The organism is Bradyrhizobium sp. SZCCHNS3016 (assembly GCF_032484535.1).
Classification (GTDB): Bacteria; Pseudomonadota; Alphaproteobacteria; order Rhizobiales; family Xanthobacteraceae; genus Bradyrhizobium.
Window position 1 is genome coordinate 448812 of the sequence record NZ_JAUETE010000002.1, and the last position, 26950, is coordinate 475761.

Sequence of the window (26950 nt, forward strand, 5' to 3'; positions counted from 1 at the left end):
GCGGAGCAACGATCAACGCCTCTGGAACGAGGCGCTATTCAACCGCCCCGCTCCTTCCTCAGCTTCGCCCAATAGTCCAGCCGCTTCCTGATCTCGCGCTCGAAGCCGCGCTCGGGCGGGTCGTAGAACTGCTGGCGGCCGAGGGCTTCGGGGAAGTAGTCCTGCCCGGAGAAGGCATCGGGGGCGTCGTGGTCGTACTGGTAGCCGGCGCCGTAGCCTTCGCCCTGCATCAGCTTGGTCGGCGCGTTGAGGATGTGCTTCGGCGGCAGCAGCGAGCCGCCCTCCTTCGCCACCCGCTTGGCGGCGCCGAAGGCCTTGTAGGCGGCGTTGGATTTCGGCGCGGTCGCGACATAGATCACGGCCTGCGCGATCGCGAGCTCGCCCTCGGGCGAGCCCAGGAAATCATAGGCGTCCTTGGCGGCGTTGGCGATGACCAGCGCCTGCGGATCGGCAAGGCCGATGTCCTCCACCGCCATGCGCACGATGCGGCGCGCCAGGAACAGCGGGTCTTCGCCGGCGTCGAGCATGCGTGCGAAATAGTACAGCGCCGCGTCGGGATCGGAGCCGCGCACCGCCTTATGCAGCGCCGAGATCAGGTTGTAGTGGCCGTCGGCCGACTTGTCGTAGATCGGCGCGCGGCGCTGCAGGATCTCCTGCAGTTGCACCGCGTTGAATATCTCGTCCTTGCGCGCCGAGCGCCAGACTTCCTCGGCGAGCGTCAGCGCGGCGCGGCCGTCGCCGTCGGCCATGCGGATCAGCACGGCGCGCGCCTCGTCGTCGAGCGGCAGCTTGCGGCCCTCGACCGCTTCGGCGTTGCTGTAGAGCCGCTCGATCGCAGCGGCGTCGAGCGAGTGGAACACCAGCACGCGCGAACGCGACAACAGAGCGGCGTTGAGCTCGAAGGACGGGTTCTCCGTGGTGGCGCCGACCAGCACGACGGTGCCGTCCTCCATCACCGGCAGGAAGGAATCCTGCTGGGCGCGATTGAACCTGTGCACCTCGTCGACGAAGAGAAGCGTGCCCTGCCCGGTCTCGCGGCGGGCGCGCGCGGCGTCGAACACCTTCTTCAGGTCGGCGACGCCGGAGAACACCGCGGAGATCTGCTCGAAATGCAGCTCGGTGGCATCGGCCAACAGCCGCGCCACCGTGGTCTTGCCGGTGCCGGGCGGGCCCCAGAAGATCAGCGAGCCCAGCGTCCGCGTCTCCAGCATGCGCGTCAGCGCGCCGTCGGGGCCGAGGATGTGATCCTGTCCGACGACGTCGGAGAGCTTGTGGGGGCGCAGCCGCTCCGGCAGCGGCCGCGGCGCATCGTGCTCCATCCCCGCCGCGGCGAAGAGGCTCGGGCCTCCCTGCTGGGGGCGCTTCGGACTCATCCGCCGAGCGTGACGTTGATCTGCTGGCCGCCGCGCAGCACGGTGATGCGCCAGACGCGGGCGGTCTCGCGCGCGGCCTTGTCGAGATCAGCGGTCTTGGCGATCTTCTGGTTGTTGACCGCCATAATCACGTCGCCCTTCTGGAAGCCGACATTGGCCGCCGTGGTGCCGTCGCCCGGCTCGAGAATGACGACGCCCTCGGTGTCGGCATCGAGATGCAGCTCGTCGGCCACCGCGGGCGAGATGTTGGCGACCTTGGCACCCTGGAACGGCGAGCGGCCGTTGATGACCATCTCGTTGCGCCCAGTGTCCGGCGCCGTCTCCAGCGCGACCGCGACCTTCACCGGCTTGCCGCCGCGCTGCACCTCGATCTGCGCGGAGCCGCCGAGCGGCCGCGTGGCGAAGCGGTAGTCGAAGGCGTTGGGATCATCGACGGTCTGGCCATCGATCGACACGATCAGGTCCGACGACTTGATGCCCGCCTTCGCCGCCGGGCTGTTCGCGACCACGGAGGCGACCAGCGCGCCGGTCGGCGAGCGCAAGCCGAGGCTCTCGGCGATCTCAGGCGTCACCGCCTGCAGCCGCGCGCCGAGCCACGGACGCTTGACCGCCTTGCCGCCGCTCTTGGCAGACGCCACGACGACCCGCACCATGTTGGCGGGAATCGCGAAGCCGATGCCCTGCGAGCCGCCGGACTTGGAATAGATCGCGGTGTTGATGCCGACCAGACGGCCGTTGATATCGACCAGCGCACCGCCCGAATTGCCGGGGTTGATGGCCGCGTCGGTCTGGATGAAGAACTGATAGTCGGTGATGCCGACCTGCGTGCGCGCCAGTGCCGAGACGATGCCGTGGGTGACGGTCTGGCCGACGCCGAAGGGATTGCCGATCGCCAGCACGATGTCGCCGACCAGCAGATCGTCGGAATTGGCGAGGTCGAGCGTGACGAACGACTCGCGCGTTCCCTTCAGCTTGAGCACAGCAAGGTCGGTGCGGCTGTCCTTCAGCACGATCTCGGCCTCGAACTCGCGCTTGTCGGACAGCGACACCTTCACCTCATCGGCGCCCTCGATCACGTGCACGTTGGTGACAACGAGACCCGACTGATCGATCATCACGCCCGAGCCGAGCGAGCGCTGCATCTGCTCCTGCGGTCCGCCCTGCAGGCCGAAGAAGCGGCGGAAGATGGGATCGTCGAGGAAGGGATTGCGGTTCTGCACCACCTTGGCGGCGTAAACGTTGACGACTGCCGGCTGCACCCGCTGCACGATCGGCGCATAGGACAGCCGGAGCTCGGCCTGGGACTGCGGCACGCGCCGGTCCTGGGCCGCGAGCGGAGAGGCGGCCAGCAGGGACAGCAGCAGGACCACGGAAGTGCGAATCAACGTCATGCAAAGAATCCCGGACAATGAGGACTTCGATATAGGCGGAACGGCGGGTGCGGCCAAGCTCAGGCGGTCTGATGCGGCGCTTTGATGGTCTCCGCAACGGGTGCGCAGGACAGCCGTTCCTGGTGCCGCTCGCCCCAGCTTCTGAGGACCTCGATCACCGGCCGCAGGCTCTCGCCGACCTCGGACAGGCTGTATTCGACGCGCGGCGGCACCTCGGCATAGACCTTGCGGACGATCAGCCCATCCTCCTCCAGCGCGCGAAGCTGCTTGGTCAGCATGCGCTGCGTCACGCTCGGCATCAGCCGGCGCAGCTCGCCGAAGCGCTGGCTGCCGCCCTGCAGGTGGTAGAGGATGACGCCCTTCCACTTGCCGTCGATCAGGTCGAGCGTGGCTTCCACCGCGCAGCCCGGACGGCGGGCGAAATTCTTCCGTTTCATCGGCTTTTGGCCCAATAGTATCCAAACGGGGACTAGTTCCCTGTTTTTACAGTACTTGCGAGGACGGCGCCAGCAGGACAAGTAGACCCAATGGAGAGGCCAGCCAGGAGGTTGTCATGAAGGCCGTCGGTTACCAGCAGTCGCTACCCATCACCGAGGAGCGCGCACTGTTCGATTTCGAGACCGCAAAGCCCGAGCCCAAGGGGCGCGACATCCGCGTCGCGGTGAAGGCGGTGTCGGTCAATCCAGTCGACACCAAGGTGCGCAAGCGCGCCGCGCCGCCGGCCGGCGAGACCAAGATCCTCGGCTATGACGCCGTGGGCGTTGTGGACGCCGTCGGCCCGGACGTGAGCCTGTTCAAGCCGGGCGACGAGGTGTTCTACGCCGGCTCGATCCTGCGTCAGGGCACCAATGCCGAATTCCACCTCGTCGACGAGCGCATCGTCGGCCGCAAGCCCAAGAGCCTCTCATTTGCCGAGGCCGCCGCCCTGCCCCTCACTTCGATCACCGCGTGGGAGCTGTTGTTCGACCGGCTCGGCGCCACCCCGGGCAAGAGCCTCGACGACCGCACGCTGCTGATCACCGGTGCGGCCGGCGGCGTCGGCTCGATCCTGATCCAGCTCGCGCGCCGCCTCACCGGCCTGACCGTGCTCGCGACCGCCACCCGCCCGGAATCCCGCGACTGGTGCCTTGCGCTCGGCGCCCATGCCGTGATCGATCACGGCAAGCCCATGAAGGAGCAGATCGAGGCGCTCAAGCTGCCGCCGGTCGGCCTCGCGGCGAGCCTCACCCACAGCGACCAGCACTACAAGGCGATCGCCGACTTCATGGCGCCGCAGGGCAAGTTCGGCCTGATCGACGATCCCGCCGAGTTCTCGATCGCCGCCTTCAAGGGCAAGGCGATCTCGATCCATTGGGAATCGATGTTCACGCGCTCCTCGTTCACGACCCCGGACATGATCGCCCAGCACAATCTGCTCAACGACGTGTCCGACCTGATCGACAAGGGCGTGATCCGCACCACCCTCGGCGACAATTACGGCGCCATCAACGCCGCCAACCTCAAGCGCGCGCATGCGTTGATCGAGAGCAACAAATCACGCGGCAAGATCGTGCTGGAGGGGTGGAGCTAACTAACAGGCCAACAGTAGGCAAAGGCGCACACGCGGTCTCTCCACGCGCGAGATCGCGGTGGCACCGTGCCCACCATCCCGCCGATCGAAAGCATAAGATGGCCGGCAACCGACGCGCGGTCCGATCAGCGGCCGTGAGCGATTGAGACTGGCCGACCGTCCCGTTTCCCCTTAACGAAAGCCGAGAAGAGCCTCCTTGCAACTGGAACAAGCGGCCGTGAGCAGCCTGAATTCAGAGACCAATGCGTCCGCCGATCATGGGCATCGCTCCGGATCTGCGCTCGAGGTCCTGCGGATCTTCCTCACGCTCGGCCTGACCTGCTTCGGCGGTCCGATCGCCCACATCGGCTACTTCCGCGACGAGTTCGTCGTCAGGCGGAAGTGGATCGACGAGCATGCCTATGCCGATCTGGTCGGGCTGTGCCAGTTCCTGCCCGGCCCCGCCAGCAGCCAGGTCGGATTCTCCATCGGGCTGATGCGGGCCGGCTATCTCGGCGCGCTCGCCGCCTGGACCGGCTTCACCCTGCCATCGGCCGCGATTCTCGTCCTGTTCGCCTATGGTGCCGGCCAATTGAGTGGTCCGGTCGGCGACGGCCTGCTGCATGGACTGAAGCTGACCGCGGTCGCCATCGTCGCGCAGGCGGTCTGGGGCATGGCGCGCACGCTCTGTCCCGACCGGACGCGCGCCTCGATCGCGGTCGCCGCAACCCTCGTCATCCTATTCAGCACCGCCTCGCTCGCCCAGATCGGAGCGATCGTTCTCGGCGGCCTCGCCGGTCTGTGGCTCTGCCGCGGCGAGGCGGCGCCGTCCGGACACGTCGCGATCCCGGTGTCGCGGACCGTGGGGCTGGTTGCGCTCGCCATGTTCGCCATCCTGTTGGCGGGACTTCCGCTGCTGCGCGGCGTGACGGGATCGACCGGCGTCGCCTTGTTCGATGCCTTCTATCGCTCGGGCGCGCTCGTGTTCGGCGGTGGACATGTCGTGCTGCCGCTGCTGCGCGAGGCCTTCGTCGGACCTGGCTGGCTGAGCGACGACGCCTTTCTCGCCGGCTACGGCGCCGCGCAGGCCGTACCGGGCCCGCTCTTCACCTTCGCGGCCTATCTCGGCACCGTGGTGGCTCCCGAGCCGCACGGGATCATCGGGGCTGCGCTTGGTCTCCTGGGCATCTTCCTGCCTGGCATGCTCGTCCTGCTCGCCGCGCTGCCGTTCTGGGACACGTTCCGCAAACGCGCCGGCGCCCAGGCCATGATGCGGGGGATCAACGCTGCCGTGGTCGGTGTGCTGGGAGCGGCCCTGTACGACCCGGTCTGGACAACCACCATCCACAACACCGCGGATTTTGGCATCGCGCTGGTCGGTTTTGTCCTCTTGGTCGCCTGGCGCGCGCCGCCGCTCGTCGTGGTCGCGTTCAGCGCCGCTGCCGGCGTCACGGTCGCGCTGGTGTGAGCGGCGCCGCCGTCGCATCACATGATGGCAAAGCGCCGCCACGGCGGCGCCTTGCCACCAGCGAACCGCCGTGCGCGGCTAATTGTGCTTCTTCCAGAATATGCGCGCGCCCTGCACGGATTGCGCGACGTTGATGCGGGCACGCTCGAACGGCGTCACCACGCCGTCCACCTTGGCCTTGTTTTCCAGCTTCTGGACGTGGATCTGACCGCGGACGAGCTGCTGCGCCTCCAGATAGGTCAGCCGTCCGCCCGCGATGCCGTTGTAGATGCGATGTGACTGGTTGTGCTGACGCGCATCAATCAGCGGCGTGCCCGCAAGGCTTGCGCCCGATGTCAGCACGAGCAGCAACGCAGCGGTCATGATGGACTTCATTTCACTCTCCTGTGGTTGTCGTCCACTGGCGTGAAGACCTCATTGTCCGCACTTCTCCAGCGAACGGCCGCCAGGATGCGCACGATCAGCGGTGTCGACCGTGCCCGCGCTCACACTGCAGCCCCTGTCGGCCGATGAAGACGAATGCTGCCGCGATCGACCGTCCGGCAGAACCGCATTTCACGCCGCGAGGCGCCTCCGAAAAAAAACGCGGGTTGCGTGAGCTACCGGTCTTGCAAATCTCACCTTTGGGTGCATGTTCGCCGCGCACTACTTTTGAATGAATCATTTTCAACAATCATTTGCGACGCATGGCGGCGAGACCATCGGCCCATCCCAGCGCGCACATCAATGGAGACTGGCCATGAAGACGATTCAGTGGCTCATGCTCACTTTCGCGACGACCATCACCGCAAGCGGCCTTGCCGGCGCCTTCAGCCCGGCCAGCGCCGCCCCTCCACCGCCGGCGAAGAACTGCCCGGCCTTCGGCTGGTCGGAGGGACTGGGTAATTATCTCAAGCCGGACGCCGCCTTCCCCACCTCCGACACCAAGACCATCCCGACGCCGGACTGCAATTTCCATCAATGGTCGTGGGAGGCGTTCGTCTGGGCGACGGCGCTGGTGAAGGATTCGGGCTCCGGCGCCGCCGTCCCGCGGTTCATGACCTTGGCGACGCCCGACGAGTTGCTCGGCAACGCCGAGAATGCCGGCGCACCACGGCCGCGCCCGCTGACGCTGGCGGCCCGTGCCCAGGTCTTCCACGGCACGGCCGGCTTCACTGAAGGCGCCGGTGCCATCGTCGAAGCCGACGGCAACATGCTGGTCGCGCAGAACGGCTATCCCGTCTACGCCTCGGTTCACATGAACCAGAGCTATTTCAGCACGGCGCGCAAGAACCTGATCGCGACCGGTGGCTACCAGAGCCAGCCGGCGGATTCCTCCTTCGCCGTTGGCGATGCGGTGTTCAAGGCGACGTGGCTGCGGCTCGACCCCGGGCAGGCACCGCCTGCGGGCGCCTATACGAACCAGGCGCAGGTGCCGGTGCTGGAGAACAACATTACCCCCGGCCTGATCACGATCCGCCCGGTGCCCGGCAAATTCGTCACCGTGACCGTGGCGCTGATCGGCCTGCACGTGGTCGGCTACACCGAGAACCACCCCGAATTCCTGTGGGGCACGTTCGAGCTGAAGAACAACTCGCCGCAGACGCCGGACAACACCTTTGCGCCATCGGCGAGCCGCTCGGATCCGAAGAGCTACACGCTCTACAAGGGCCGCACGCCGTTCTCACAGGTCAACATCCCGGCTCTGCCCGGCGCCAACCGGCCGCAACTGCGGCTCGATCCGGCGACCCAGAAGCTCACACCGGTGAGCAACGTCGTGCTCGAGAACCAGACCGGCGGCGAGAACCAGCCCAATGGCGTCGGCAACATCTTCGCGATCACGGCGCAAGCCCAGGGCTTTCTCTCCGGCCTGAAAGGCCCGCAATCGACGTTCGCGAACTACGCCCTCGACGGCACGGTCTGGATGCTCCCCAACTCGTATAATCTGAACAGCAACCAGACCAGCGCGGTCGGCTCGGTCAATCTCGCCAACGCCACCGCCGAGACCTTCGTGCAGAACGCCGACAACACGCCGATCAAGAACGTGCTGAATTGCTTCCTGTGCCATAACCCGACGTCCTATTCGTTCCAGACGCCGCCGCCGGCCAAGCTGCCGAACCGGCTGATCGCGCTGAGCCACGTGCTGTCGATCGGCTCACCCTACGAGGTGCCGAACTCGATCTCCGGCCGGCTCCTGATGCGGCCAGATCCGTTCAGGAAGTAGAGCGACGAACCTTGCGCGACGGCGCCGGCAACGGGGCCGCCGACGGTCATTTCGAACTGATGGCAGATCCCAGGATCTGCCATCAAGCGATTGAACCGACGCCGGTTATCGGCGCGCTCCGAACACTGTGGATGAGCGCGAGGTCAGGACGGCGCGGCAAACCGCTTCGGTCCTTGCGCTGCCTCAGCCTTTGTCTCAGCTCTGGCGACGAAGCCCTTGGCGAGGGCGTGGTAGAGCCCCTCCTCGCAGATCAGACGCGAGGTGCCGTAGGCGATCAGCGAGGCCATCATCAGCGGCACCACCATGGCGTGGTTGTCGGTCATCTCGGTGACGATGACGAAGGCGGTGATTGGTGCCTGCACGACGCCGGCGAAATAGGCGACCATGCCAAGCAGCATGATCGGCGCCAGCGGCGACTGCTGGAACAGGCCGGCGACGTTGGCGCCGATGCCCGCCCCGACCGCCAGCGACGGGGCGAAGATGCCGCCGGGAATGCCGCTGATCGCGGCGAAGGTGGTGGCCAGGAACTTCAGCACGCCGAAATCGCCCGGCAGCGGCGTGCCGGTCTCCAGCGCGCCCTTCACCTGGGCATAGCCGGTGCCGTAGATCGTATCGCCCGAGGCCAGACCGCACAGCGCGACGGCAAAGCCGCAGGCGAGCGCGAATGGCAGCGGATGGCGCTTGATGAGCCGGCCGCCCGCTCCGGGCAGCCCGCGCGCCATCGTGATCAGGATACGGCTGAACAGGCCGCCCGCGGCACCGCCGACGACGCCGCAGAGGGGCACGGCCAGCCAGTCGATGCCCTTGCCGAGCGCGATCGGCGTCGTGCCGAAATAGGCGTAGTTGCCCATCAAGGCCAGCGAGGTCAGGCCCGCGGCGATCACGGTGGCGATGACGAGACTCGAGGTCCGCGTCTCGAAGGCGCGGCTCATCTCCTCGATGCCGAACACGATGCCGGCGAGCGGCGTGTTGAAGGCGGCCGCGACCCCGGCGGCGGCGCCAGCCAGGATCAGGCCGGGCTGGCGGCGCGGCGACAGCCGGCCCAGCGCGAACATGATGGAGGCGCCGACCTGCACCGTCGGGCCCTCGCGACCGACCGAGCCGCCACAGAGCAGTCCGAGCAAGGTCAAAAGTACCTTGCCGATGGCGATGCGGATCGACACCAGCGGGCTACGCGCGCTCGTGTCCGTCAGGTGGCGTGCGGCGATCGCCTGCGGAATGCCGCTGCCTTGCGCATTGGGGAAGTAGCGCTGGGTCAGATAGACCGACAGCGCGAAGCCGGCGGGCGTCACCACCAGGGACGCATAGCGCGATTTCGACAGCAGCCAGTTGAAGGCGAGCTGGGCCAGGTCGGCGAGCTCCGCCAGCGCCACCGCCGCGGCGCCCACCACCAGGCCGCCGGCCACGAACAGCACCCGCCGCTGCCACCGCGCCGAGGTCAGCTTGAGCCAACGCTTGCGGCGGGGGGTGATGGTCAGCATGGGCGCAACGGAGTCCGTTCTCTACGCAGGTGCAGCACCCTCGACGAAAATCAGCCGACGGTCCAGCGCCTTCCAGCGCTCGCCCAGGGCTTTGGCGTATTCGGCCGACGCATACCATTCGCGCAACCGCGCCATCGACAGAAACTCCACGATGATGAGGGTATTGGCGGGCGGGCCGCCTTCGACCGTCTCGGCGGCCCCGCCCCGGACCAGATAGCGCCCGCCGTATTGCGCGATCGAGCCCGCCGCGCGGGTGCGATAGCGCTCCATCGCCTCGATGTCGCGCACCTCGACTTCGGAGATGACGTAGGCCGCCATGGCCGGCCTCAGGCGATGGTGTCGAGGATACCGCCCTCGGCGCGCAGCGCGGCGCCGTTGGTGGCGGAGGCCTGCGGCGAAGCGGCGTAGACGACCATGTTGGCGATCTCGTCGACGCCGGCGAAGCGCTGCAGCAGCGAGGCCGGCCGGTGCTGTTTGACGAAGGACGAGGCCGCCTCCTCCTCCGACTGCCCGTTCTGGCGGGCGAGATCCTTGACGAAGGTCTCGACGCCTTCCGACATCGTCGGTCCCGGCAGCACCGCATTGACGGTCACGCCGGTGCCGCGGGTCAGTTTGGCGAGGCCGCGGGAGACCGCGAGCTGCGCGGTCTTGGTCATGCCGTAATGGATCATCTCGGTCGGGATGTTCACCGCCGACTCCGAGGAGATGAAGATGATGCGACCCCAGTTGCGCTTCAGCATGCCCTGCATGTAGGCGCGCGCCAAGCGCACGCCGGACATGACGTTGACCTCGAAGAAGCGGCTCCAGTCCTCGTCGGGAATGTCGAAGAAGTCCTTGGGCTCGAAGATGCCGGCATTGTTGACGAGGATATCGACCTCGGGAAGCGCCGTGACGATGGCGTTGCAGCCTTGGATCTGAGCGACATCGCCGGCGACGCCGCGCAGCTTGGCTGCTGGGACCAGCTGCTTGAGCTTGGCGACCGCCTCATCGACACGGGCTTGGCTGCGACCGTTGATGACGACCTCCGCGCCGGACGCGGCAAGCCCCTTGGCGATGGCAAAGCCGATCCCGGCAGTGGAGCCGGTGACGAGGGCGGTCTTTCCCGAGAGGTCGATGTGCATGAGCAGCTCTCCGTTGTGCCGAAGGAACGGATGTGGGGCGTCGTCGCGCCAACGCAACGCGCGGCATGCAGCGCTGATCCTTTCGCCCCAGGCCCAGGGGCGCGGCGCAGACCCGCAGCCCGGATGAGCGAAGCGATATCCGGGGTCACACGAGTTGTGCCGGCGAACCCGGATGTCGCTTTGCCCAGCCGGGCTACGGATCCTCAAAATAAAAACGGCGCCCGAAGGCGCCGTTTTGAAAGTCGGATCGGAGCTACGCTTACGCGGCTTCCGAGGTCTCCTGCACCGGACCGGAGTCCAGGCCCTTGGCATCGACGTCGCGATCGACGAACTCGATCACGGCCATCGCGGCGTTGTCGCCGTAGCGGAAGCCGGCCTTGATGATGCGGGTGTAGCCGCCGTTGCGGTCCTTGTAGCGCGGCGCCAGGACGTCGAACAGCTTCTTGACCTGGTCGACATCGCGCATCTCCGCGATCGCCTGGCGGCGCAGCGCCAAGCCGCCCTTCTTGCCGAGCGTGACGAGCTTCTCGACGATCGGCCTGAGCTCCTTGGCCTTCGGCAGCGTGGTGACGATCTGCTCGTGCTTGATCAGCGCGGCGCACATGTTGGCGAACATCGCCTTGCGATGCTCGGCGGTGCGGTTGAGCTTCCGATGAACCTTGCCGTGACGCATTGTCTTAGTCCTTCATTTCTATCTGCCGCGACGGTTCGTCGGACATGTTGCTCAGGTGGGCTGCCTGCGTTCGCCCGAGTGGTGGACGTCATTCCGGGGCGATGCGCAGCATCGAAACCGGAATAACGAATGCTCAGTAGTGATCCTCGAAGCGCTTGGCCAGCTCGTCGATGTTCTCCGGCGGCCAGCCCGGCACTTCCATGCCGAGATGCAGACCCATCTGGGCCAGCACTTCCTTGATCTCGTTCAGCGACTTGCGGCCGAAGTTCGGGGTGCGCAGCATCTCTGCCTCCGACTTCTGCACGAGGTCGCCGATGTAGACGATGTTGTCGTTCTTCAGGCAGTTCGCCGAACGCACCGACAGCTCGAGCTCGTCCACCTTCTTGAGGAAGGCCGGGTTGAAGGCGAGGTCCGGGATGATCTCCTGGGCGACTTCCTTGCGCGGCTCCTCGAAGTTGACGAAGACGTTGAGCTGGTCCTGCAGGATGCGGGCGGCATAAGCCACCGCGTCCTCCGGCGTGATCGCGCCGTTGGTCTCGATCGTCATGGTCAGCTTGTCGTAGTCGAGGATCTGGCCCTCGCGGGTGTTCTCGACCTTGTAGGAGACCTTGCGGACCGGAGAGAACAGGCTGTCGACCGGGATCAGGCCGATCGGCGCATCCTCGGGGCGGTTGCGATCGGCGGCGACATAGCCCTTGCCGGTCGCGACCGTGAACTCCATGCGAATCTCGGCACCCTCGTCCAGGGTGCAGAGCTGCAGGTCGGGGTTCAGAACGACGATGTCGCCGACGGTCTGGATGTCACCGGCGGTGACCGCGCCCGGGCCCTGCTTCTTCACGACCATCCGCTTCGGGCCTTCGCCCTGCATCTTGATCGCGATGTCCTTGATGTTCAGCACGATGTCGGTGACGTCCTCGCGGACACCGGCGATCGAGGAGAACTCGTGCAGCACGCCGTCGATGTGCACCGACTGCACGGCGGCGCCCTGCAGCGACGACAGCAGGATGCGGCGCAGCGCATTGCCGAGCGTCTGGCCGAAACCGCGCTCCAGCGGCTCGGCAACCACGGTAGCGAAACGGGTCGCGTCGGAGCCCGGCGTGACCTGGAGCTTGTTCGGCCGAATCAATTCTTGCCAATTCTTCTGGATCGTCACTGTTTCACCCATGGGCCAGTCATGGGATCTGACTGACTGGCGTTGGAGAACCGCGCTTCAGATCGCGGCAGTCGAAATGTCTCAAAAGCACGACGAGGCGGACATGCTGTCCGCCTCTTTCAGATTAGACGCGCCGACGCTTGCGTGGGCGGCAACCATTGTGCGGGATCGTCGTCACGTCGCGGATCGAGGTGACGGTGAAACCCGCAGCCTGCAGCGCACGGAGCGCTGATTCACGGCCGGAGCCCGGGCCGGCAACCTCGACCTCGAGGGTGCGCATGCCGTGTTCCTGAGCCTTCTTGGACACGTCCTCCGCCGCGACCTGCGCGGCATACGGGGTCGACTTGCGCGATCCCTTGAAACCCATCGTACCGGCGGACGACCAGGCAATGGTGTTGCCCTGTGCGTCGGTGATGGTGATGGTGGTGTTGTTGAACGACGAATTCACATGAGCGACGCCGGAGGCGATGTTCTTGCGCTCGCGACGGCGGACACGTGTGGCTTCCTTGGCCATATAAGTACCTTTCTTGAGATCTCAACGCCGCCGTAATGCCAGCGGCTACACCAAACGAGCGAATGGTAAATAGCGAATAGCGAGAAGGGCTTCCCCTACCCGCTATCCGCGCATTCGCAATTCGCCAATTACTTCTTCTTGCCGGCGATCGCCTTGGCCGGCCCCTTGCGCGTGCGCGCATTGGTGTGGGTGCGCTGACCACGCACCGGCAGGCCGCGGCGATGACGCAGGCCGCGATAGCAGCCAAGGTCCATCAGCCGCTTGATGTTGATGCCGGTCTCGCGACGGAGGTCGCCCTCGACGACGTAGTCACGGTCGATGATCTCGCGGATCTGCAGGACTTCCTGGTCGCTCAGCTGGTTGACGCGGCGATCTTCCGCGATCTTCACCTTCTCCACGATCTCACCCGCGATCTTCGGGCCGATGCCATGGATGTACTGGAGCGCGATCAGGACGCGCTTGTTGGTCGGGATGTTGACACCGGCAATACGGGCCACGGACTTCTCTCCTGTCACCGATCCCAGGACGGACCGGCCTTCATTCTCGCTATCTCGGGCAGGTGTCCGCAAACGCGAACAAGACGCCCACCCCTCGATTCGTGGGGCCCGGCATCTCTGGGAAAACCATCCGACTTTGATGCGGGCTTATTAATGGATTCACACGGCGGTCGTCAACCGCCCCTACGAGATTCGGTCACCTCGCCGCACGCTTTTTTGCAGCCTTAGCAGAGGTTTTCCGGGTTCCCTTGGTGGCCTTGGCGGCGGGCCTGGCAGCCTTCTTCGAAGCCATGGAGGCCTTCCTCGGCGTCGTCTTGACTGCCTTTCTTGCGGTCTTGGCGGACTTCTTGACTGCCTTTTTCGCCGGTGCGGCTGCCTTAGGAGCCTTTTTGGCAGCCTTCTTGGCCGATTTTGCCGGCCCCGTCTTGCCCGGTGCCTTGGCGCTGCGCTTGGCCGGGCTCGCCTTCTTGGCCGCCCGGTTACCGCCGGTCTTGCCAACGGCGGCCAGGATCCGACCGATCTCCTCGGTCACCTGCTCGATCGGCATCATGCCGTCGACGGTCGCCAGCATCCGATGGTCGGAATAATAGTGGATCAGGGGTGCGGTCTGGTCGCGGTAGCTGGCCAAGCGCTTGGTGAGGACCTCCGGCGTGTCATCGGCCCGAACAGCTTCGCCGCGCGCGCGGGTCTCGGCGGCCCGGCGCTCGACGCGTTCAAGCAGCACACCTTCATTGACGCGGAGTTCGATCACCGCGTCGAGCTTCATCTGCTTCTGCTTCAACAGCGCATCCAGCGCCTCGGCCTGCGGCACCGTGCGCGGGAAGCCATCGAGGATGAAACCATTGGCCGCGTCGGGCTGCTCGATCCGGTCCGCGATGATGCCGACCACGACCTCGTCCGGGACCAGACCGCCCGCCGCCATGATGTCCTTGGCCTTCAGCCCGATCGGCGTCTGCGCCGCCACCGCGGCGCGCAGCATGTCACCGGTCGACAGCTGGACGATGCCATACTGCTGCACGAGGCGCTGCGCCTGCGTTCCCTTGCCCGAGCCGGGCGGTCCCAGAAGAATGAGTCTCATCGAATTTCGCCCCCCGGCACACGGTGAGCGACCCTCCCGCACACCTTGTTCTTGGCTTTGTGGTTCCCCGGGCCGCGATCCGCCGCTAACCGCGGCGGCGCCCCCGCAACTTCGACTTCCTGATCAGCCCCTCATATTGATGGGCGAGCAGATAACCCTGAACCTGCGCCACGGTATCCATCGTAACGCTGACCACGATCAGAAGCGAAGTGCCACCAAAGTAGAACGGGACGGAAGCGTAGGAAATCAGAATTTCCGGGATCAGACACACGATCGCCAGATAGATGGCGCCGAGCACGGTGATCCGCGACAGCACGTAATCGATATATTCCGCGGTGCGCTCGCCCGGCCTGATGCCGGGGATGAATCCGCCGTGCTTCTTGAGGTTGTCCGCGGTCTCGGTCGGGTTGAACACGATCGCGGTGTAGAAGAAGGCAAAGAACAGGATCAGCGCCAGATACAGCACCAGGAACAGCGGCCGGCCATGACCGAGCTGCGTCGTGATCCACTGGAACCACTCGGGTCCCTTGCCGGCGTTGAAATTGGCGACCGTGGTCGGCAGCAGCAACAGCGACGAGGCGAAGATCGGCGGGATCACGCCCGAGGTGTTCAGCTTGAGCGGCAGATGCGAGGACTGGCCCTCGAACATCTTGTTGCCGACCTGGCGCTTCGGATACTGGATCAGGAGCCGGCGCTGGGCGCGCTCCACGAACACGATGAAGGCGATCACGGCGACGGCCATCACGATGACGATCAGGATCAGGCCGGTCGACAGCGCGCCCTGACGGCCGAGCTCGAGCATGTTGGCAAGCGCCGAGGGCAGCTCGGCCACGATGCCGGACAGGATGATCAGCGAGATGCCGTTGCCGATGCCGCGCGAGGTGATCTGCTCACCGAGCCACATCAGGAACATGGTGCCGCCGGTCAGCGTGATCGCGGTGGAGAGGCGGAAGAACAGGCCGGGATCGGCAACGACGTTGCCCGCGCCTTCGAGGCCGACGGCGATGCCGTACGACTGCACCGCGGCGAGAATCACCGTCAGATAGCGGGTGTACTGATTCAGCATCTTGCGGCCAGCCTCACCCTCTTTCTTGAGGGCTTCGAGCTGGGGCGAGACGGTGGTGAGCAACTGAATGATGATCGATGCCGAGATGTACGGCATGATGTTCAGCGCAAAGATCGCCATGCGGTGAATGCCGCCGCCAGCGAACATGTTGAACATGCCGAGAATGCCGCCGGCCTGGGTCCGGAACACCGAGTCCCAGATGTTCGGATCGATGCCTGGCAGCGGAATGTAGGTGCCGAGGCGGTAGACCAGCAGCGCACCGAGGGTGAACCAGATGCGCTTCTTCAGCTCATCGGCCTTCGCGAGCGCGCCGAAATTGAGGTTTGCCGCCAGTTGTTCCGCTGCTGAGGCCATGTCTAGCTTTCTCCCGCCGCCCTTCTTCACCGCATTGGGCCCCGCGAGGGCTCGCAGGGCCGGGCAGACGCCGGATATTATCTGGTGCGCGGGCGCGTTCTGTCCATTGCCCTGCCCTATCCGGCATGCGCCGGAGGCAGGGCAATGACGCAGATGTTACGCAGCCTCGCCTTCGTCCTTGGCTGGCGCCAGGAGCTTGACGGTGCCGCCGGCCTTCTCGACCGCCGCGATCGCTGACTTCGAGGCGCCATGCACCTCGATGTTGATCTTCGCGGTGAGCTCGCCACGGCCGAGCAGACGCACGCCGTCCTTCGGCCGCCGCAGCGCGCCCGACTTCACCAGCGCCTCGGCGTTGATCACGCTGCCGGCGTCGAGTTTCTTGGCGTCGATCGCCTGCTGGATCCGGTCGAGATTGATCTCGACGAAATCGAGCGCGAAGATGTTGTTGAAGCCGCGCTTCGGCAGACGGCGATGCATCGGCATCTGACCGCCTTCGAAGCCCTTGATGCGCACGCCGGAGCGCGCGGTCTGGCCCTTGCCGCCACGGCCGGAGGTCTTGCCCTTGCCGGAGCCGATGCCGCGGCCGACGCGCATGCGCTTCTTGCGCGCGCCGGCGTTGTCGGCGATATCGCTGAGCTTCATCGCCCTTCTCCTTACTTCTCGTCGACGATGCGGACGAGATGATGAACCTTGGTGATCATGCCGCGGACCGCCGGCGTATCCGGCAGTTCGGTCACCCGGCCGATCTTGTTGAGCTTCAACCCGATCAGCGTCTCGCGCTGCGAGTGATGCCGGCGGATCGGGCTGCCGATCTGCTCGATCTTGATCGTCTTGGCGCTAGCCATGGTCTTCACTCCGAGTTGCGCCATCCGCAGGACGACGCGCGTTCGTTAGTCGGCTGCTGCCTCGGCATCGCCACCGACGCGGCGGGCCTGCAGAGTCGACACCTTGATGTTGCGGCGCGCGGCAACTGAGCGCGGGCTATCCTGGTGCTTCAGCGCGTTGAAGGTCGCACGCACCATGTTGTACGGGTTCGACGAGCCTATCGACTTCGCCACCACGTCCTGGATGCCGAGCGTCTCGAACACGGCGCGCATCGGGCCGCCGGCGATGATGCCGGTACCGGCCGGAGCCGCACGCAGATAGACGCGACCCGCACCGTGACGACCGAAGATGTCGTGGTGCAGGGTGCGGCCCTCGCGCAGCGCGACCCGGGTCAGGTTGCGCTTGGCGGAGTCGGTCGCCTTGCGGATCGCCTCCGGAACCTCACGTGCCTTGCCGTGGCCGAACCCGACCCGGCCCTTCTGATCGCCGATCACGACGAGCGCCGCAAAGCCGAAGCGCTTACCGCCCTTCACGACCTTCGCGACTCGGTTGATGTGGACGAGCTTGTCGACGAACTCGCTGTCGCGCTCCTCGCGCTCCTTGCGATCGCGACCGCCTCGTTCCCGTTCACCTGCCATGGTGCTATCCAATCTTCTGAGGGGCTCTGACGCCCATATCCATTGATGTTAGAAGCTCAGCCCGCTCTCGCGCGCCGCGTCGGCCAGCGCCTTGACGCGCCCGTGATAGAGATAGCCGCCGCGATCGAACACGACTTCCTTGATCCCCGCCTTCACCGCGCGCTCGGCGAGCAGCTTGCCCACCGCCTTCGCCGCGTCGATGTCGGCACCGGTGTTGCCGGCCGAGCGCATCTCCTTCTCCATCGACGACGCAGAGGCGAGCGTCTCGCCCTTCTGGTCGTCGATGACCTGAGCGTAGATGTGCTTCGACGAGCGGAACACCGACAGACGCGGACGGCCGCCGGCGGAGCGGCGCAGCGACAGCCTCACACGCTGCTTGCGCCGGGCATTCGTAACCTTGGCTCTCGACATGTCCGGCTCCGTTACTTCTTCTTGCCTTCCTTGCGGAAGATGAATTCACCCGCGTACTTCACGCCCTTGCCCTTGTAGGGCTCCGGCGGCCGGTAGGCGCGGATTTCGGCGGCCACCTGGCCGACGCGCTGCGGGTCGATGCCCGTGACCGTGATCTCGGTGGGCTTCGGCACCGCGATCGTGATGCCTTCCGGGATCTGGTAGACGACGTCGTGGCTGTAGCCGAGCGCGAGCTGCAGGTTCTTGCCCTGCATCGCGGCGCGGTAGCCGACGCCGGTGATCTCGAGCTTCTTCTCGAAGCCCTTGGTGACGCCTTCGACCAGATTCGCGATCTGGGCGCGAGCGGTGCCGTACAGCGAACGGGCGCGCTTGGTCTCGGCGCGCGGGGCAACCTTGACCTGGCCGTTCTCGAACTTCACGTCCACGTCGTCATGGACGATGAACTGAAGCTGGCCCTTCGGCCCCTTCATCTTGACGGTCTGTCCATCGACGGAGGCCGTCACACCGGACGGCACCGCCACAGGCTTCTTGCCAATACGTGACATGGCTCAATCCTTCTTAGAACACCGTGAAGAGAACTTCACCGCCGACATTCGCGTCACGCGCGCTATGGTCGGCCATGATTCCCTTCGGTGTCGACAAAACAGAAATTCCGAGCCCGTTGTTCACGCGCGGCAGGTTCTTCACCGAGGTGTAGACGCGGCGGCCGGGCTTGGAGACGCGCTCGATCTCGCGGATCACGGGCTCGCCGTCGAAATATTTCAGCTCGATCTCGATCTCGCTGCGGCCCGACGGATGCTCCAGCGTGGCATAGCCACGGATGTAGCCTTCGGACTTCAGCACCTCGAGCACGCTGGCGCGCATCTTGGAGCCGGGAGTCGAAACCTTCGACTTCGAGCGCATCTGCGCGTTGCGGATGCGGGTGATCAGATCGCTGATGGGATCGTGCGTTGACATGGTGCGACCCTCCTTACCAGCTCGACTTCACGAGGCCCGGGACCAGGCCCTTGGACCCGAGCTCGCGCAGCGCGATGCGGCTCAGCTTGTTCTTGCGATAGTTCGACCGCGGACGGCCGGTCAGCTCGCACCGGTTGCGGATGCGGGTCGCCGACGAATTGCGCGGCATCTCGGCCAGCTTCAGGGTCGCGGCAAAGCGCTCCTCCATCGGCTTGGACTTGTCGGCGATGATCGCCTTCAACCGGGCGCGCTTCGGGGCGGCGTTCTTCGTCATCCGCTTGCGCCGGTTGTTCTTCTCGATTGAACTCTTCTTTGCCATGCTTGGCTCCTGGGTATCCGCGTTTGAGAAGCTGTTCAGCGTCTCACTGCCGGAACGGGAAATTGAATGCGGTCAGAAGGGCACGGGCCTCATCATCGGTCGTCGCGGTGGTGCACACCGTGATGTCCATGCCCCAGCTCTCCCCGGCCTTGTCGAAGTCGATCTCGGGGAAAATGATGTGCTCCTTGATGCCGAGCGAGTAGTTGCCGCGGCCGTCGAAGCTCTTCGGGTTCAGACCGCGGAAGTCGCGGACGCGCGGCAGCGCGACGTTGATCAGACGGTCGATGAACTCGTACATCTTGGTCTTGCGCAACGTGACCTTGCAGCCGATCGGCTGGTTCTCACGCAGCTTGAAGGTCGCGATGGCGACGCGCGAATAGGTCACGACCGCCTTCTGGCCGGCGATCAGCGACAGGTCGGCCGCCGCCGTCTCCGCCTTCTTGCGGTCGTTGACCGCCTCGCCGATGCCCATGTTGAGCACGACCTTGTCGAGCCGCGGCACCTGCATGACGTTGGCGTAGCCGAACTTCTCAGTCAGCTGGCTCTTGATCTGGCGATCATATTCCGTGCGGAGGCGCGGGGTGTAAGCAGTCTCAGCCATCGATCTCAACTCCCGAGCTCTTGGCAACGCGGACCTTCTTGCCGTCCGCCTGAATCTTGAATCCAACACGCGTCGGCTTGCCGTCCTTGCCGACATACGCGACGTTCGACAGGTTGATCGGCGCCTCCTTGGAGATGATGCCGCCTTCCTGGTTCTGGGTCTGCTTCTGGTGACGCTTCACCAGGTTGATACCGCGCACCAGCGCGGTGCCCTCGTCGGGACGCACCTCGAACACCTCGCCGGTGCGACCCTTGTCGCGGCCGGTCAGGACGATCACCTTGTCGCCCTTGCGGATCTTGGCAGCCATCACAGCACCTCCGGCGCGAGCGAAATGATCTTCATGTGGTTCTTGGCGCGCAGCTCGCGCGGCACCGGCCCGAAGATGCGGGTGCCGACCGGCTCCGACTGGTTGTTGATCAGAACGGCCGCGTTGCGGTCGAAGCGGATCACCGAGCCGTCGGCGCGGCGGATGTCCTTGCGGACGCGCACCACGACGGCCTTCATGACGTCGCCCTTCTTCACCTTGCCACGCGGAATGGCTTCCTTGATCGACACCACGATGATGTCGCCGACGGTGGCATAGCGGCGCTTCGAGCCGCCCAGCACCTTGATACACATGACACGGCGTGCGCCGGAATTATCGGCCACGTCGAGGTTGGTCTGCATCTGAATCATTGATGCACCTCGTCCTCTTCATCTGCTGCGCAGGAAAGCTGCGCCTTGTTTGATCCCGAAAGCGAAATGGGCCCTCTTCGACGAGGGCTGCTTCGCGCCTCAGGCGGATTTCTTGTGCTCGCCCCGGACCACGGTCCAGCGCTTGAGCTTCGAGATCGGCTTGCTCTCCTCGATCCACACCATGTCGCCCGGCTTGAACTCGTTGTTCTCGTCGTGCGCGTGGTAGTTCTTCGAGCGGCGGATGGTCTTCTTGTAGATCGGGTGGGTGAAGCGCCGGTCGACGCGCACGACCACCGTCTTGGCCTGCTTGTCGCTGACGACAACGCCCTGGAGGGTCCGTTTCGGCATGTCGAGCCTCTTACTTCGTCTTGGCGCGCTGCTGCGCGGCGATGGTCTTGATACGGGCGATGTCGCGACGCGCCTCGCGCAGCCGAGCGGTGTTCTCGAGCTGGCCGGTGGCACGCTGGAAGCGCAGGTTGAAACGCTCCTTCTTCAGGTTGACGATCGCATCGTCCATCTGATCGGGGCTCATCGCGCGAATGTCGGCAATCTTCATCTCGGCCATGACCATTACTCCGCAATGCGTTCGACGAAGCGCGTCTTGATCGGCAGCTTGGCGGCCGCCAGCAGCAGCGCCTCGCGCGCGATCTGGGTGCTCACGCCGTCGATCTCGAACATCACCCGGCCCGGCTTGACGCGGGCCACCCACAATTCCGGCGAGCCCTTGCCAGAGCCCATGCGGACCTCGGCCGGCTTCTTCGACACCGGAAGATCCGGGAACACCCGGATCCAGACGCGGCCGGCGCGCTTCATGTGACGGGTCAAGGCACGACGGGCGGCCTCGATCTGGCGCGCGGTGACGCGGTCCGGCTCCATCGCCTTCAGCCCGAACTGGCCGAAGGCCAGCGTCGCGCCCGAGGACGCAACGCCGTGGATACGGCCCTTATGCGCCTTTCGGAACTTGGTCTTCTTTGGTTGCATCATGGCTTTGAGCCCTCAAACCTGTCTTGTCGCGGCTGATCGATCAGGCCGCGTCGCGGCGCGACCGCGGCTGCGAGCTCTCGCCGCCGCCTTCGTTCATCCGCTTGTCCTGTGCCATCGGATCGTGCTCGAGGATCTCGCCCTTGAAGATCCAGACCTTCACGCCGCAGGTGCCGAAGGTGGTGAACGCGGTGGCCACACCGTAGTCGATGTCGGCGCGCAGCGTGTGCAGCGGCACCCGGCCCTCGCGGTACCATTCCATGCGGGCGATTTCCGCACCGCCCAGACGACCCGAGCAGTTGATGCGGATGCCCTCGGCGCCGAGACGCATCGCCGACTGCACGGCGCGCTTCATGGCGCGGCGGAACGCCACGCGGCGCTCGAGCTGCTGCGCGATCGACTCGGCGACCAGGGTCGCATCGAGCTCGGGCTTGCGGATCTCGACGATGTTGATGACGACGTCCGACGAGGTGATGTCGGCGACGCGCTTGCGCAGCTTGTCGATGTCGGCGCCCTTCTTGCCGATCACGACGCCCGGACGCGCCGAGTGAATCGTGACGCGGCACTTCTTGTGCGGACGCTCGATCACGATGCGGGCGACGGCCGCCTGCTTGAGCTCCTTGTGCAGGATCTCGCGGATCTTGACGTCTTCATGCAGCAGCTTGCCGTACTCGGCCTTGCCGGCGAACCAGCGCGAATCCCAGGTCCGGTTGATGCCGAGACGCAGACCGATCGGATTGATCTTTTGACCCATCGTATTCTCCCAGCGCCTGCTTTAAGCGCTCGCCTCGACCTGACGCACAATGATCGTCAGCTGCGAAAACGGTTTGAAAACTCGGCCCGAACGGCCACGGCCACGCGGCGAAAAACGCTTCATCACGATTCCCTTGCCGACGAAAGCCTGCGAGACGACGAGATCGTCGACCTCGAGCTCGTGATTGTTCTCGGCATTGGCGATCGCCGATTCCAGGCACTTCTTGACGTCGACCGCAATCCGCTTGCGCGAGAACTGCAGGTCGGCGAGGGCTGCCGACGCCTTGCGGCCGCGGATCATCTGCGCCACCAGGTTCAGCTTCTGCGGGCTCACCCGAAGCATCCGGGCCACAGCCTTGGCCTCGTTTTCGGGGAGGCTCCGTTCGCGCTTTGGTTTGCTCATCGCTTAATCCTCAAGCCTTCTTGGCTTTCTTATCGCCCGAATGGCCGTGGAAGGTGCGGGTCGGCGAGAACTCGCCGAACTTGTGGCCGACCATCTCTTCGTTGATCGCCACCGGCACGTGCTTCTGGCCGTTGTAGACGCCGAACGTCAGGCCGACAAACTGCGGCAGGATGGTCGAGCGGCGGCTCCAGATCTTGATGACGTCGTGACGGCCGGACGCGCGCGCCGCATCTGCCTTCTTGAGCAGCGACGCCTCGACGAACGGGCCTTTCCAGACTGAACGAACCATGTCCGTCGTTCCTTACTTCTTCCGCTTGTGGCGGCTCAAGAGAATGAATTTGTCGGTCGACTTGTTGGTGCGGGTCTTCTTGCCCTTGGTGGGCTTGCCCCACGGAGTGACCGGGTGACGACCGCCCGAGGTACGGCCTTCGCCGCCGCCGTGCGGATGGTCGATCGGGTTCATCGCGACACCGCGGTTGTGCGGGCGACGACCCATCCAACGCTTGCGGCCGGCCTTGCCGATCGAGGTGTTCATGTGGTCCGGGTTCGACACCGCACCGATGGTGCCGCGGCAACGGCCGTGCACCAGGCGCTGCTCGCCCGAGTTCAGGCGGACGATCACGTAGTCCTGGTCGCGGCCGACGATCTGGGCATACGTGCCGGCCGAACGCGCGAGCTGGCCGCCCTTCCCGATCTTGACCTCGATGTTGTGCACGATCGTGCCGACCGGCATGTTGCCGAGCGGCATGACGTTGCCCGGCTTCACGTCCACATAGTTGCCGGCGACGATGGTGTCGCCGACCGCCAGGCGCTGCGGCGCCAGGATGTAGGCCAGCTCGCCGTCCTGATACTTGACCAGGGCGATGAAGGCCGTGCGGTTCGGATCATACTCCAGCCGCTCGACGGTGGCCGGAACGTCGACCTTGTCGCGCTTGAAGTCGACCGTACGGTACGACTGCTTGTGGCCGCCACCGAGGAAGCGAACCGTGATGCGGCCGGTGTTGTTGCGACCGCCGCTCGACAGCTTGCCTTCGGTCAGCGCCTTGACCGGCTTGCCCTTGTAGAGGGCCGAACGATCGACCATCACCAGCTGGCGCTGGCCCGGCGTCGTGGGATTGAATGTCTTCAGTGCCATGGCAGCTCAGCCCTACAGTCCGGTGGTCACGTCGATACGGTGGCCCTCTTCGAGGGTCACGATCGCGCGCTTGCTGTCCGATTGCGAACCGAAATTGCCGCGGAACACCTTGGTCTTGCCCTTGCGGACGAGCGTGTTGACGCTCCTGACCTTGACGTCGAACAGCTTCTCGATCGCCTCTTTGATCTGAGGCTTGGTCGCCTTGGCGGCCACCTTGAACAGAACCTTGTTGTGCTCGGAGGCGAACGTCGCCTTCTCGGTCACCACCGGCGCGATGATGATGTCGTAGTGGCGCGGATCAATGGTCTTCATTTGAAGCGCGCCTCCAGCGCATCGATCGCCGCCTTGGTCAGCACGAGCTTCTGACGGCGCAGGATGTCGTAGACGTTGATGCCCTGGATCGGCAGCACGTCCAGGTTCGGGATGTTACGGGCTGCAGCGGCGAAGCCGTTGTGCAGCTCAGCACCGTCGATGATCAGCGCGTTGGTCAGGCCGAGACCGGAGAAGTGACCGATCAGCGCCTTGGTCTTCGCCGCCTCGAGGGTGGCGTTCTCCAGCACGACAAGATCACCGTCCTTGGCCTTGGCCGACAGCGCATGCTTCAGCGCCAGCGCACGGACCTTCTTCGGCAGGTCGGTCGCATGCGAGCGCACGACCGGACCGAAGGCGCGGCCGCCGCCACGGAACTGCGGCACGCGGGCCGAGCCGTGACGAGCACCGCCGGTGCCCTTCTGCTTGTACATCTTCTTGCCGGTGCGCCAGATCTCGGCGCGGCCCTTGGCCTTGTGGGTGCCGGCCTGGCGCTTGTTCAGCTGCCACTGAACGCAGCGCTGAATGATGTCGACGCGGGGCTCCAGACCGAAGATGGCGTCGGAGAGCTGGACGGAACCGGCTTCCTTACCCTCGAGCGTGGTGACTTTCAGTTCCATTTATGCGCCCTCCTGCACGGCCGGCGCTTCGGCAGCCTGCTCACCCGCGACCTTGAACTTGCCGGGCTTCGGCGCTTCCTTCGGCAGCGGCTTCTTCACGGCGTCGCGCACCGAGATCCAGCCACCCTTGGAGCCGGGCACCGCGCCTTCCACCAGGATCAGGCCACGCTCGACATCCGTCTGCACCACCCGCAGGTTCAGCGTGGTGATGCGATCGACACCCATGTGACCGGGCATCTTCTTGTTCTTCCAGGTCTTGCCGGGGTCCTGACGGCCACCGGTCGAACCGATCGAACGGTGCGAGATCGACACACCGTGCGTGGCGCGCAGACCGCCGAAGTTCCAGCGTTTCATGCCGCCGGCGAAGCCCTTACCGACCGAGGTGCCCGTGACGTCGACGAACTGGCCGACGACGAAGTGATCGGCCTGGATCTCGGCGCCGACCGGAATCAGCGAGTCCTCGCTGACACGGAATTCGGCGAGCTTGCGCTTCGGCTCGACCTTGGCGACCGCGAACTGGCCGCGCTCGGCCTTCGGCATGTAGACCGTCTTGCGGCTGCCGCTGCCGAGCTGCAGAGCGACGTAGCCGTTCTTCTCGGTGGTGCGGTGACCGACCACCTGGCAATTGCCGAGCTTCAGCACGGTCACGGGGATATGTTCGCCGGTCTCCGTGAAGACCCGCGTCATCCCGACCTTTTGTGCGATCACTCCGGAGCGCATCGGCGTGCTTCCTGTTCTTCTCTATGTCCGCGTGAGGTGCGAACGTGAATCCAAAAACTTAGAGCTTGATCTCGACGTCGACGCCGGCGGCCAGATCGAGCTTCATCAAAGCATCGACGGTCTGCGGGGTCGGATCGACGATGTCGAGCAGGCGCTTGTGGGTGCGCATCTCGAACTGCTCGCGGCTCTTCTTGTCGACGTGCGGCGAACGGTTCACGGTGAACTTCTCGATGCGGGTCGGCAGCGGAATGGGTCCGCGAACCTGCGCGCCGGTCCGTTTCGCCGTGTTGACGATCTCGCGCGTCGACGTATCGAGGATACGATGGTCAAACGCCTTGAGACGGATGCGGATATTTTGGCCGTTCATTGCCGTATCTTTCTGTGAGTAGTGAGTGGCGAGTAGCGAACGGCGAATGGATAATCTCCATTCGCCACCCGCCATTCCCTATTCGCTGTTGTTACTCGATGATCGAGGCGACGACGCCGGCGCCGACGGTGCGGCCGCCCTCGCGGATGGCGAAGCGCAGCTTCTCCTCCATCGCGATCGGCACGATCAGGTGCACTTCCATCGCGATGTTGTCGCCCGGCATCACCATCTCGGTGCCTTCCGGCAGATGAACAACGCCGGTCACGTCGGTCGTGCGGAAGTAGAACTGCGGACGATAGTTGGTGAAGAACGGCGTGTGACGGCCGCCCTCTTCCTTGGTGAGGATGTAGGCCTCAGCCTTGAACTTGGTGTGCGGCTTGACCGAGCCCGGCTTGCACAGCACCTGGCCGCGCTCGACGTCCTCGCGCTTGGTGCCGCGGAGCAGCGCGCCGATGTTGTCGCCGGCCTGACCCTGATCGAGCAGCTTGCGGAACATTTCGACGCCGGTGACGGTGGTCTTCTGGGTCGGGCGGATGCCGACGATCTCGATTTCCTCACCGACCTTGATGATGCCGCGCTCGACACGGCCGGTCACCACGGTGCCGCGGCCCGAGATCGAGAACACGTCTTCGACTGGCATCAGGAAGGGCTGGTCGATCGGACGCTCCGGCTGCGGAATGTACTCGTCGACATTGCGCATCAGCTCGAGGATGGCGTCGTGGCCGAGCTTCTTGTCCGAATCTTCGAGAGCGGCGAGCGCCGAGCCCTTGATGATCGGGATCTTGTCGCCCGGGAATTCGTACTTCGACAGGAGCTCGCGGACCTCGAGCTCGACGAGCTCCAGCAGCTCCGGATCGTCGACCATGTCGCACTTGTTGAGGAACACGACCAGCGCCGGCACGCCGACCTGGCGGGCGAGCAGGATATGCTCGCGGGTCTGCGGCATCGGGCCGTCAGCGGCCGACACGACCAGGATCGCGCCGTCCATCTGGGCAGCGCCGGTGATCATGTTCTTCACGTAGTCGGCGTGGCCGGGGCAATCGACGTGCGCGTAGTGGCGGTTCTTGGTCTCGTACTCGACGTGCGCGGTCGAGATGGTGATGCCGCGCGCCTTCTCTTCCGGGGCCTTGTCGATCTGGTCGTAGGCAGTGAACGTCGCACCGCCCGTCTCGGCCAGGATCTTGGTGATTGCAGCCGTCAGCGAGGTCTTGCCGTGGTCGACGTGACCGATGGTGCCGATGTTGCAGTGGGGCTTGTTACGTTCAAACTTAGCTTTGGCCATTTGACTCTCCGTTCAGTCGCTCACTTGAGCTCG

Annotated in this window: 38 protein-coding genes; 3 read left to right on the forward strand and 35 right to left on the reverse strand. The window is 65.2% G+C overall.

Going from position 1 to position 26950, the window contains the following annotated elements:
• Nucleotides 1–38: 38 nt before the first annotated feature.
• From QW881_RS06300 to QW881_RS06310, 3 genes are read right to left on the reverse strand one after another with little or no spacing between them, the layout of a single operon-like run.
• The gene (locus QW881_RS06300) at nt 39–1373 is read right to left on the reverse strand and encodes a replication-associated recombination protein A (RefSeq protein ID WP_315754231.1); all 1335 of its coding nucleotides are present in this window, start codon (nt 1371–1373) and stop codon (nt 39–41) included.
• Complete coding sequence (locus QW881_RS06305) at nt 1370–2764, reverse strand: DegQ family serine endoprotease (RefSeq protein ID WP_315754229.1); 1395 nt, start codon at nt 2762–2764, stop codon at nt 1370–1372. Before QW881_RS06305 ends, QW881_RS06300 begins: the two co-directional genes overlap by 4 nt.
• Nucleotides 2765–2823: 59 nt before the next feature.
• Nucleotides 2824–3201 carry a helix-turn-helix domain-containing protein gene (locus tag QW881_RS06310; protein WP_316158615.1) on the reverse strand — a complete coding sequence of 126 codons (378 nt, stop codon included), beginning with the start codon at nt 3199–3201 and terminating at the stop codon, nt 2824–2826.
• 116 nt (nt 3202–3317) lie between these two features.
• On the opposite strand from QW881_RS06310, the gene QW881_RS06315 reads away from it, so the two are divergent.
• Nucleotides 3318–4334 carry a zinc-binding alcohol dehydrogenase family protein gene (locus QW881_RS06315; RefSeq protein ID WP_316158614.1) on the forward strand — a complete coding sequence of 339 codons (1017 nt, stop codon included), beginning with the start codon at nt 3318–3320 and terminating at the stop codon, nt 4332–4334.
• A 217-nt stretch (nt 4335–4551) separates the two neighbouring features.
• On the forward strand, nt 4552–5781 hold the full coding sequence (gene chrA, locus QW881_RS06320) for a chromate efflux transporter (protein ID WP_410052039.1): 1230 nt from the start codon (nt 4552–4554) through the stop codon (nt 5779–5781).
• Nucleotides 5782–5859: 78 nt separating this feature from the next.
• On the opposite strand, the gene QW881_RS06325 is transcribed toward chrA, so the two are convergent.
• Entirely contained in the window at nt 5860–6156 is a 297-nt protein-coding gene (locus QW881_RS06325; protein WP_315754221.1) for a hypothetical protein, read from the reverse strand.
• 364 nt (nt 6157–6520) lie between these two features.
• On the opposite strand from QW881_RS06325, the gene QW881_RS06330 reads away from it, so the two are divergent.
• The gene (locus QW881_RS06330; RefSeq protein ID WP_316158613.1) at nt 6521–7984 is read left to right on the forward strand and encodes a hypothetical protein; all 1464 of its coding nucleotides are present in this window, start codon (nt 6521–6523) and stop codon (nt 7982–7984) included.
• A 143-nt stretch (nt 7985–8127) separates the two neighbouring features.
• Here the strand turns inward: QW881_RS06330 and QW881_RS06335 are convergent, their stop codons facing one another.
• From QW881_RS06335 to tuf, 31 genes are all read right to left on the reverse strand, one after another.
• Nucleotides 8128–9465, reverse strand: coding sequence for a chloride channel protein (locus tag QW881_RS06335; RefSeq protein ID WP_315754219.1), 1338 nt, complete (start codon nt 9463–9465; stop codon nt 8128–8130).
• A 21-nt stretch (nt 9466–9486) separates the two neighbouring features.
• Complete coding sequence (locus QW881_RS06340) at nt 9487–9783, reverse strand: DUF1330 domain-containing protein (protein WP_316158612.1); 297 nt, start codon at nt 9781–9783, stop codon at nt 9487–9489.
• 8 nt (nt 9784–9791) lie between these two features.
• Nucleotides 9792–10586, reverse strand: a complete 795-nt coding sequence (locus tag QW881_RS06345) for an SDR family oxidoreductase (protein ID WP_315737607.1) — start codon at nt 10584–10586, stop codon at nt 9792–9794.
• A 259-nt stretch (nt 10587–10845) separates the two neighbouring features.
• Nucleotides 10846–11259 carry a 50S ribosomal protein L17 gene (gene rplQ / locus QW881_RS06350; protein WP_315754213.1) on the reverse strand — a complete coding sequence of 138 codons (414 nt, stop codon included), beginning with the start codon at nt 11257–11259 and terminating at the stop codon, nt 10846–10848.
• A gap of 133 nt (nt 11260–11392) precedes the next feature.
• A complete protein-coding gene (locus QW881_RS06355) occupies nt 11393–12424 on the reverse strand; it encodes a DNA-directed RNA polymerase subunit alpha (protein WP_315714554.1) in 1032 nt (343 codons plus the stop codon).
• Between the two features lie 112 nt (nt 12425–12536).
• Nucleotides 12537–12926: a 30S ribosomal protein S11 gene (gene rpsK / locus QW881_RS06360; RefSeq protein ID WP_012045029.1), complete on the reverse strand. Its 390-nt coding sequence runs from the start codon at nt 12924–12926 to the stop codon at nt 12537–12539.
• A 128-nt stretch (nt 12927–13054) separates the two neighbouring features.
• Nucleotides 13055–13423, reverse strand: a complete 369-nt coding sequence (gene rpsM, locus QW881_RS06365) for a 30S ribosomal protein S13 (protein WP_006611860.1) — start codon at nt 13421–13423, stop codon at nt 13055–13057.
• A gap of 196 nt (nt 13424–13619) precedes the next feature.
• On the reverse strand, nt 13620–14501 hold the full coding sequence (locus QW881_RS06370) for an adenylate kinase (protein ID WP_316158610.1): 882 nt from the start codon (nt 14499–14501) through the stop codon (nt 13620–13622).
• 85 nt (nt 14502–14586) lie between these two features.
• Complete coding sequence (gene secY, locus QW881_RS06375; RefSeq protein ID WP_315714557.1) at nt 14587–15921, reverse strand: preprotein translocase subunit SecY; 1335 nt, start codon at nt 15919–15921, stop codon at nt 14587–14589.
• 156 nt (nt 15922–16077) lie between these two features.
• Complete coding sequence (gene rplO / locus QW881_RS06380) at nt 16078–16563, reverse strand: 50S ribosomal protein L15 (RefSeq protein WP_315737604.1); 486 nt, start codon at nt 16561–16563, stop codon at nt 16078–16080.
• Nucleotides 16564–16574: 11 nt separating this feature from the next.
• On the reverse strand, nt 16575–16766 hold the full coding sequence (gene rpmD, locus QW881_RS06385; protein ID WP_006611856.1) for a 50S ribosomal protein L30: 192 nt from the start codon (nt 16764–16766) through the stop codon (nt 16575–16577).
• A gap of 45 nt (nt 16767–16811) precedes the next feature.
• The gene (gene rpsE, locus QW881_RS06390; RefSeq protein WP_006611855.1) at nt 16812–17384 is read right to left on the reverse strand and encodes a 30S ribosomal protein S5; all 573 of its coding nucleotides are present in this window, start codon (nt 17382–17384) and stop codon (nt 16812–16814) included.
• Between the two features lie 48 nt (nt 17385–17432).
• Entirely contained in the window at nt 17433–17795 is a 363-nt protein-coding gene (gene rplR, locus QW881_RS06395; protein ID WP_006611854.1) for a 50S ribosomal protein L18, read from the reverse strand.
• Between the two features lie 11 nt (nt 17796–17806).
• The gene (gene rplF, locus QW881_RS06400; RefSeq protein WP_172108074.1) at nt 17807–18340 is read right to left on the reverse strand and encodes a 50S ribosomal protein L6; all 534 of its coding nucleotides are present in this window, start codon (nt 18338–18340) and stop codon (nt 17807–17809) included.
• A 13-nt stretch (nt 18341–18353) separates the two neighbouring features.
• Nucleotides 18354–18752 carry a 30S ribosomal protein S8 gene (rpsH, locus tag QW881_RS06405; protein WP_315714559.1) on the reverse strand — a complete coding sequence of 133 codons (399 nt, stop codon included), beginning with the start codon at nt 18750–18752 and terminating at the stop codon, nt 18354–18356.
• A 13-nt stretch (nt 18753–18765) separates the two neighbouring features.
• A complete protein-coding gene (rpsN, locus tag QW881_RS06410) occupies nt 18766–19071 on the reverse strand; it encodes a 30S ribosomal protein S14 (RefSeq protein WP_315737603.1) in 306 nt (101 codons plus the stop codon).
• Nucleotides 19072–19114: 43 nt separating this feature from the next.
• The gene (gene rplE, locus QW881_RS06415) at nt 19115–19672 is read right to left on the reverse strand and encodes a 50S ribosomal protein L5 (protein WP_315737602.1); all 558 of its coding nucleotides are present in this window, start codon (nt 19670–19672) and stop codon (nt 19115–19117) included.
• On the reverse strand, nt 19665–19979 hold the full coding sequence (rplX, locus tag QW881_RS06420; RefSeq protein WP_315737601.1) for a 50S ribosomal protein L24: 315 nt from the start codon (nt 19977–19979) through the stop codon (nt 19665–19667). The genes rplE and rplX overlap by 8 nt, the downstream gene beginning before the upstream one ends.
• Nucleotides 19979–20347: a 50S ribosomal protein L14 gene (rplN, locus tag QW881_RS06425; RefSeq protein ID WP_006611848.1), complete on the reverse strand. Its 369-nt coding sequence runs from the start codon at nt 20345–20347 to the stop codon at nt 19979–19981. Before rplN ends, rplX begins: the two co-directional genes overlap by 1 nt.
• A 99-nt stretch (nt 20348–20446) precedes the next feature.
• Complete coding sequence (gene rpsQ / locus QW881_RS06430; RefSeq protein WP_315754209.1) at nt 20447–20695, reverse strand: 30S ribosomal protein S17; 249 nt, start codon at nt 20693–20695, stop codon at nt 20447–20449.
• Nucleotides 20696–20705: 10 nt separating this feature from the next.
• Complete coding sequence (rpmC, locus tag QW881_RS06435) at nt 20706–20912, reverse strand: 50S ribosomal protein L29 (RefSeq protein WP_006611846.1); 207 nt, start codon at nt 20910–20912, stop codon at nt 20706–20708.
• A gap of 5 nt (nt 20913–20917) precedes the next feature.
• Entirely contained in the window at nt 20918–21331 is a 414-nt protein-coding gene (gene rplP, locus QW881_RS06440) for a 50S ribosomal protein L16 (RefSeq protein ID WP_315737600.1), read from the reverse strand.
• A gap of 40 nt (nt 21332–21371) precedes the next feature.
• A complete protein-coding gene (gene rpsC, locus QW881_RS06445) occupies nt 21372–22082 on the reverse strand; it encodes a 30S ribosomal protein S3 (protein WP_012045041.1) in 711 nt (236 codons plus the stop codon).
• A 21-nt stretch (nt 22083–22103) separates the two neighbouring features.
• Nucleotides 22104–22484: a 50S ribosomal protein L22 gene (gene rplV, locus QW881_RS06450; protein WP_315714562.1), complete on the reverse strand. Its 381-nt coding sequence runs from the start codon at nt 22482–22484 to the stop codon at nt 22104–22106.
• Nucleotides 22485–22494: 10 nt separating this feature from the next.
• Nucleotides 22495–22773 (reverse strand): 30S ribosomal protein S19, encoded by a 279-nt coding sequence (gene rpsS / locus QW881_RS06455; protein WP_006611842.1) that lies wholly within the window; start codon nt 22771–22773, stop codon nt 22495–22497.
• A 12-nt stretch (nt 22774–22785) separates the two neighbouring features.
• The gene (gene rplB, locus QW881_RS06460) at nt 22786–23619 is read right to left on the reverse strand and encodes a 50S ribosomal protein L2 (protein WP_008963464.1); all 834 of its coding nucleotides are present in this window, start codon (nt 23617–23619) and stop codon (nt 22786–22788) included.
• A 12-nt stretch (nt 23620–23631) separates the two neighbouring features.
• On the reverse strand, nt 23632–23931 hold the full coding sequence (locus tag QW881_RS06465) for a 50S ribosomal protein L23 (protein ID WP_315737599.1): 300 nt from the start codon (nt 23929–23931) through the stop codon (nt 23632–23634).
• Complete coding sequence (gene rplD, locus QW881_RS06470) at nt 23928–24548, reverse strand: 50S ribosomal protein L4 (protein ID WP_315737598.1); 621 nt, start codon at nt 24546–24548, stop codon at nt 23928–23930. Before rplD ends, QW881_RS06465 begins: the two co-directional genes overlap by 4 nt.
• Nucleotides 24549–25268 carry a 50S ribosomal protein L3 gene (gene rplC / locus QW881_RS06475; RefSeq protein WP_006611838.1) on the reverse strand — a complete coding sequence of 240 codons (720 nt, stop codon included), beginning with the start codon at nt 25266–25268 and terminating at the stop codon, nt 24549–24551. It abuts the gene before it with no gap.
• A 58-nt stretch (nt 25269–25326) separates the two neighbouring features.
• Nucleotides 25327–25635 (reverse strand): 30S ribosomal protein S10, encoded by a 309-nt coding sequence (gene rpsJ / locus QW881_RS06480; protein ID WP_002712302.1) that lies wholly within the window; start codon nt 25633–25635, stop codon nt 25327–25329.
• Nucleotides 25636–25726: 91 nt separating this feature from the next.
• Nucleotides 25727–26917: an elongation factor Tu gene (tuf, locus tag QW881_RS06485; protein WP_006611837.1), complete on the reverse strand. Its 1191-nt coding sequence runs from the start codon at nt 26915–26917 to the stop codon at nt 25727–25729.
• Nucleotides 26918–26950 lie beyond the last annotated feature (33 nt).